Origin of the sequence: Bacillus rhizoplanae (assembly GCF_917563915.1) — a bacterium.
In the GTDB taxonomy this organism is placed as follows: domain Bacteria; phylum Bacillota; class Bacilli; order Bacillales; family Bacillaceae_G; genus Bacillus_A; species Bacillus_A rhizoplanae.
On the sequence record NZ_CAKJTI010000035.1, the window covers coordinates 23,307 to 30,000 of the forward strand.

Annotated in this window: 6 protein-coding genes; 4 read left to right on the plus strand and 2 right to left on the minus strand. The window is 33.4% G+C overall.

What is annotated here, in order from left to right:
• Nucleotides 1–71: 71 nt before the first annotated feature.
• On the plus strand, nt 72–683 hold the full coding sequence (locus LRP84_RS19815) for a TetR/AcrR family transcriptional regulator (RefSeq protein ID WP_230576653.1): 612 nt from the start codon (nt 72–74) through the stop codon (nt 681–683).
• Between the two features lie 326 nt (nt 684–1,009).
• Entirely contained in the window at nt 1,010–1,849 is an 840-nt protein-coding gene (locus LRP84_RS19820; protein WP_230576654.1) for an oxidoreductase, read from the plus strand.
• 61 nt (nt 1,850–1,910) lie between these two features.
• On the opposite strand, the gene LRP84_RS19825 is transcribed toward LRP84_RS19820, so the two are convergent.
• Entirely contained in the window at nt 1,911–2,717 is an 807-nt protein-coding gene (locus LRP84_RS19825; RefSeq protein WP_230576655.1) for a Cof-type HAD-IIB family hydrolase, read from the minus strand.
• A 230-nt stretch (nt 2,718–2,947) separates the two neighbouring features.
• Between LRP84_RS19825 and LRP84_RS19830 the strand changes: the two genes are divergently transcribed.
• Together LRP84_RS19830 and LRP84_RS19835 are read left to right on the plus strand one after the other, a co-directional pair.
• On the plus strand, nt 2,948–3,673 hold the full coding sequence (locus tag LRP84_RS19830) for an MBL fold metallo-hydrolase (protein ID WP_230576656.1): 726 nt from the start codon (nt 2,948–2,950) through the stop codon (nt 3,671–3,673).
• A gap of 908 nt (nt 3,674–4,581) precedes the next feature.
• On the plus strand, nt 4,582–5,022 hold the full coding sequence (locus LRP84_RS19835; protein ID WP_230576657.1) for a YaiI/YqxD family protein: 441 nt from the start codon (nt 4,582–4,584) through the stop codon (nt 5,020–5,022).
• A gap of 274 nt (nt 5,023–5,296) precedes the next feature.
• Here LRP84_RS19835 and LRP84_RS19840 read toward each other — a convergent pair whose 3' ends face one another.
• Nucleotides 5,297–6,160, minus strand: coding sequence for a GNAT family N-acetyltransferase (locus LRP84_RS19840; RefSeq protein ID WP_230576658.1), 864 nt, complete (start codon nt 6,158–6,160; stop codon nt 5,297–5,299).
• Nucleotides 6,161–6,694 lie beyond the last annotated feature (534 nt).

Genomic DNA, 6,694 nt, shown 5'->3' on the forward strand with positions numbered 1-6,694 from the left:
GACATTTTATAAATGTTTCACCTAGAATAAAGTTAAATTTTCTGATATTTAAACACAAAGGTGTGGTACATATGAGTAAAGATGTTTTCTCAGCTAGAAAACAACGTTCACTTGAAACAAAAAAGAAATTATTATTTGCTGGCCGTGAAGTCTTTATTGAACATGGATTTCAAAAAACAACAATTTCCCAGATTATCAAAAAGGCAGAAACAGGATACGGGACAGCATACGTATACTTTAAAAATAAAGATGATTTACTTATTGTATTAATGGATGATGTGATGAATCAATTTTATACAATTGCAGAACGTGTCTTTCAGCCAGTAACGAAGCAAGAAGCTCGTAGTATGATTCAGCAGCAAGTACATGCATTTTTACAAATGGCGGAAATGGAGAGACAACTATTACAAGTGGTTGAAGAAGCAATCGGTGCTTCTGACGAAGTTCGATACAGATGGAGCGCTATTCGAGAACGGTTTATTGAACGGATTGTTCAAGATATTACATATTCACAAAACAGCGGTTTAGCACGTAAAGATTTGAACTGTTTTTTAGTAGCGAGAAGTTGGTTCTTTGCGAATGAAATGTTTTTGTGGGAAATTGTTCGAAACGAACGAGATTTCTCGCTTGGAGATATCGTGCATACATTAACAGAAATGTATATGGGTGGACTATATTCATGAATGATTATTTTATCAATTATAAAGTCTGGATTTTCTATATGTATTTCTTATTTACAAGTCATTTCATCTTTCTTTTATTCTAAAAACGCCCTATAAAAAGTAATTTGTTTATATACTATTTCGATTATTTTAGGGAATAAAAACACTTTAGTATTATTTCCCTGGTAAGCGCATATTCCGACATAAAAAGTGATTTCCTTTGAAATCTACTTTTTACAAAAAAAATATAAACGTGTGTATTTGTCTATTTACTAAGCTATTTAATTTCTCCTTATCCTTTCGATATGATGAAATTAAACTTAATTTCAATAGAAAGAGAGAAACAAATGACAGAAAAAATCGCGATTATTACAGGTTCATCAAGTGGATTTGGGCTCCTCACTTCATTAGAATTTGCTAAAAATGGCTATCTTGTAATTGCTACGATGCGAAATGTTGAAAAACAAACAGAGTTGATTGAAAAAGCTACATCGCTGCATATAGAACAAAATATAAAAATTCATCCGTTAGATGTAACTTCCGAAGAGTCTATTGGGAAATTTACAGCTTTTATAAACAATCTTGGACGGGTAGATATTCTTATTAACAATGCGGGCTACGCAAGTGGTGGTTTTGCGGAGGAAATTCCAATTGAAGAGTACCGTAATCAATTTGAGACTAACGTGTTTGGAGCTATATCGGTAACACAAGCTGTTCTTCCGATTATGCGAAGACAAAAACGAGGAAAAATTATTAATATCAGTAGTATCAGTGGGAAAATGGGTTTCCCTGGTCTCTCCCCTTACGTTGCTTCAAAATATGCACTTGAAGGTTGGAGTGAGTCTCTCCGCCTAGAAGTAAAACCGTTTGGGATCGACGTTTCATTAATTGAGCCAGGATCATATAACACAAACATTTGGGAAATCGGACAAAAACTTGCAGAAGCTACTTCCGAATCTGAGTCCCCTTACAAGGAATACATGAAGAAAATTGAACAACATATTCATAATGGGAGTGAGACTTTAGGAGACCCGAAAGATGTTGCTGAGAAAATAGTAGCTATTGCAGAATCGCGGCATCCAACTTTACGTTATCCAATTGGAAAAGGAGTAAAGTTAATGATTCTATTAAAAAATCTACTGCCGTGGAAGTGGTGGGAATTTCTCGTTTTAAGCCGTTTTAAATAAATTCAAAAAAGACAGCCCACATGCTGTCTTTTTTCGCCTAACAATCAGAAGTAATACATTTTTAACTATTATTGGCGGTACAAATTAACTTTTCTAATACTTGCGCTACACCGTCTTCATCATTAGACTTAGTAACAAAATATGCAATTTCTTTTAGTTCACGTATTGCATTTTCCATAGCGATTGGAAAACCACACGCATGAAAAAGATCTAAATCGTTCCAATCATCACCGAATGCCATTATGCTGTTCATTGCTATATGATTTTGAACACAAAGATCCATTATAGCTTGTTTCTTAGAAACCCCTTTGGCCATAATTTGAATTAAAGTTCCTGAATCGGTATACACCGTATTTACTTTATGTTCAAATTGCTTGTGTAAATTCTCGTAATACGGATATTGTGAGATTAATAATTTCGAAGCATTAATTCTTTTAAATTCATGTAAAGAAACTACGATTGGGTTTACAATCGTAGTTATAGATTTACTATAATCTAATGATCTATTACTGTACCACATATCTTCTGATTCAATAGACATACACGCATCCGAATGATGAGCGATTACATATTCAATAATTTCATTTGTAATAGCTGATTCAATCGGATAATGTTGTCTATACTCTGATGTGTTATCAACAATTAAAGCGCCGTTGTAATATACAATGGCTGCTATCTCTTGAAGTTCCTGAGGAAGAAAAATTTTTACTGAACGAGGGGGTCTTGCTGTTGCAAAAATAACAGTTATTCCTTTTCTATAACATTCGAGAATAGCTTGTAGGTTTCTTTTGGATACCTCTTTTTGTGAATTCAGTAAAGTGCCATCTAAATCTAAAACAATCGCTGTAACATTTGATGTAGGATCCACAGAAACAACTCCTTATTTAAAATATCTTTTTATATTCTATATACAATTTTGAACTCCTCCTCTCTATTTGTTTGAATCTAATAATAAGATCAATCGAATTTATTGACAAAAATATTTATTTATGTTATGATTAAATATTTATTTATTGACTTATGTTTTTAGGGTGTGATAAATAATATATGTAGGATTTAATAATAATCCAAACACACCTATTAAGGGGGATTTAATCCATGAAGATTTCAAATGGAGTATCAATGCTTGAATTAAAAATCCAAGGTTTCGTTTTGCATCCTACACTTATGTGGGACGATGAAACAGCTGTTTTGATCGATACTGGTATGCCTGGACAGTTAGATCAAATCCGTACTGCTATGAATGACGCGGGGGTTCCTTTTGAAAAACTAAAAGCGGTCATATTAACACACCAAGATTTAGATCATATAGGGAGTCTTCCTGAAATACTACAAACAGCTACTAATCAAATCGATGTGTATGCACATGAACTTGATAAGCCATATATCGAGGGAATATTCCCGCTTATTAAAACAGATCCTGAGCGTATGAATAAAGAAGCATGGGCATCTCTTCCTAAGGAAATGCAATTCTTGTATACGAATCCTCCTAAATCGAAAGTAGATCAGACTTTAAAAGATGGACAAGAACTTCCCTATTGTGGAGGGATTCAAATAATTTATACACCTGGACATACTCCTGGGCATATTAGCCTTTATTTAAAGAAAAGTAAAACTCTTGTTGCCGGTGATGCGATGATATGTGTAGATGGTTCTTTACAAGGACCTGTTCAGAAAGCAACGTTAGATATGAATAAGGCCCTTGCTTCTCTGGAGAAATATTTAGATTTTGATATTGAATCAGTAATTTGTTATCACGGAGGTATATGTACAAATACTCCAAAAGAACAAATTCAAAATCTTATAGATCGAGTTAAGAAATAAAATATTAGATTAGGTGTCCGATTTATAATACTTACAGAATGTAACAAAGTAGATTTTTAGATACAATGCCTTCAAAAGAAAAGTCTCTTTAATTTCTAAAGAGGCTTTTTATATCCACTTACACTTTCATATAACTTTTCTAAAAGGGATAGCGTCAGGAAAATGCGGATTTACAACGTTAAGGAAATTTCAAAACTAAAAAGCCCAATTTCTCTGTATTAAAATAGAGAAATTGGGTCGAGACTGGACTGGGTGTCGCGTCCGAACCGGTAAATCGGCACTGGATGCGGAACTCTTCACTGCACCGAAGACGGCGGATAATGTCTTTCACAAATTCCATCCGCTCCACTTTTGAGATCAGCAAAGAATAGATCATTGCTTGAAAGTTCAGTTTCTGCGGGTGGGCAAAATGAGACTTTTTGCTAAGTGTTCGTAGTAACGGCGCAAGGTTGAGATGCTGGAAAACTTGTTTGTACTTTTCCTCTGGATTTATTTCAAATAATTGCTCGAAGAAAAACAGCTCTATGCTACAATTACAAAAGTAAAGTAAAACAGTTTAGCGAATTAGTTGGGGGAATGCACGTGTATTCCCCATTGTTTTTTTGATGTGAATATTTTGGGAACATGATACGATTGGATAAGTTGAATAATATCATCATCACATTTCTTATCAGAATTTTAACAGTTTCTTGTTAAACTAACCTGACCATTAGTTTAAGTCCAACCCCTCACAATCTCATCTGTATTTTAACGTAAATATCCAGTTTTCATTAAAGTAAGTTATTCCATTAAATGGCCCTTTAATAGAATAACTGTTTTTTTAATGATTTTAGGTAAAGCATCTTCGTTTGACAAAAGCTAAATCTGCCATTATCATCAACTCGAACTTATTTATGGGAGTGATAAAGATGAAAATTTATGTTGATGCAGATGCTTGTCCGGTAAAAGATATTATTATCTCTGAAGGTACGAATGCTGAAATTCCTGTTATCCTTGTTACTAGCTTTTCTCATTTTTCTAATGCGGAACAACCATCAGGAGTGGAAACCATTTATGTTGATTCTGGAGCAGATGCTGCGGATTATCGGATTATGAAGTTAGCAGAAAAAGGAGATATAATTGTTACGCAAGATTATGGTCTTGCTTCGCTAGGTTTAGCAAAAGGGTGTACGGTTCTTCACCATAATGGGTATAGCTATACAAATGAAAACATTGACCAATTATTACAAACACGTTATTTGAGTGCAATGGCTCGAAAAAGCGGAAAGCGTACAAAGGGACCAAAACCATTTACATCAGAAGATAGGGAGAAATTTAGGGAGCTTTTTAAAAGAGCGATTTCATTTTAAAAAAGAACCGTCCATTTTTAAGGAAAACCTAGAAAAATAATATTGTGACAAGTATTTCAGTTCTTTTTTTAAGCCTTACACTACACTTACATGAATAAACATTATAATTATTTGATGTATCGTATTAATGGTACCATATTCTATCAAATGACTTAATATACAAAAAAAGACGCGTTTCTAAATAAACGCGCCCGATTGTTGAAGATTGAATTACCTTACTTGTGGTACGGTTCCCCATGACGGATCGAAATGAGGTTATGTCTACTTAATCGTTTTATGTTTGAGATATCCTAGGAAATCGGGCGAGTGTCGGAAAGCCTTTGTTAGTGGTTGTCCGGATCATCCAATTGCTAGATGTATCTACTGCTACTTTTAGATTTTTAATAGGTTGATCAGGTGTAAAGTGACAGACTACTGTATTCACATTCTTCGGAGTGATTAGCTCAACAAGTTCCTGTAAATTTACTTTCCTTGGTGACAGTATGTCATATAGGTGCAGCTGATCTCCATCAATTTTAAAAATAGTATAAACATCATCCTGCGGTCGATGGACTAAGTCCCTAAAACCTAATGTATAGTAGAACATCAGAACATGCTCATCGCCTCGCGCGGATAAAATATTTGAGTGAGGTTGAGATTGTTTTTTAATTTCTAGCATCATATTTGGTGGAACAATGCATTTTTCTAACGGTTCATCGATAAGCTGGTATCCTTTTAGATCAATAACACATTGGTTCTCATCATTGGGCGTAAAACCACATTTTTGATAGAGAGGTACTGCCTCAGCATCAGCTGCTAAAAAATATAAATCATATAGATGGTCATAATCTGCAAGTACTTTACTTAACAGCTGGTATGCTAATCCTTGTCTTCTATATTCAGGATCAGTCATTACCGTTCCAATCTGGATAGCCTTCTGTATTTTCCCATCAATGATCAGTTCCATTGTATTGAGCGAAACATTAGAAATTACTTCATTATTATAAACATAGCTGTAACATATATAGTTTTCATTCCAAAAGCCCTGTTGATACCACTCTTCAAAATCAATACCAAAGGTCTTTTTAGCTAGATTGTTAAATGATAACCGATAGTTATTGTTGTTTTTGTAGTCTTTAATAAACTTATATGTTTTCATTTTTCACCTGAAACCCCCATATTTTATTTGGCTTAATTAAAGCTAAATAAAATATATTTTTGTTTGCCTTCAACTAAGTAACCTGTATCCAAAAGCACATCATCCAATTGGATTAATTTTCTCTTATAGGCAAGTGAAACAGATACTATTGGTCCTCCAATGATTCTTTTATATCAAGTATACCATTTAACAATAAATAAATAGATTTAGTCTTGTGTAAATATTAAAACTCAAATATATTCACCTCCAATTATTGGAACTTATAATTATGGAACTTTAATTGTACAACTGCATAGCTGATTAGTTAAATAATTATTATAGAGTGTTAAGTGGGAGATAGCGTGTATAAAGAGTTAATTGAACATTGGATTGATTATTGTAATGCTGAGAATTTTATAGGAATTGGTTCAACAAGAAAGGTATATTGCATTTTGATTATGTAATAAAATTACATATAGCTCCTATTGGGTATAAGCAATCTTTAAAGGAATTAGAAATATATAAATTTATGATAGACGAAGGACTATATATGTT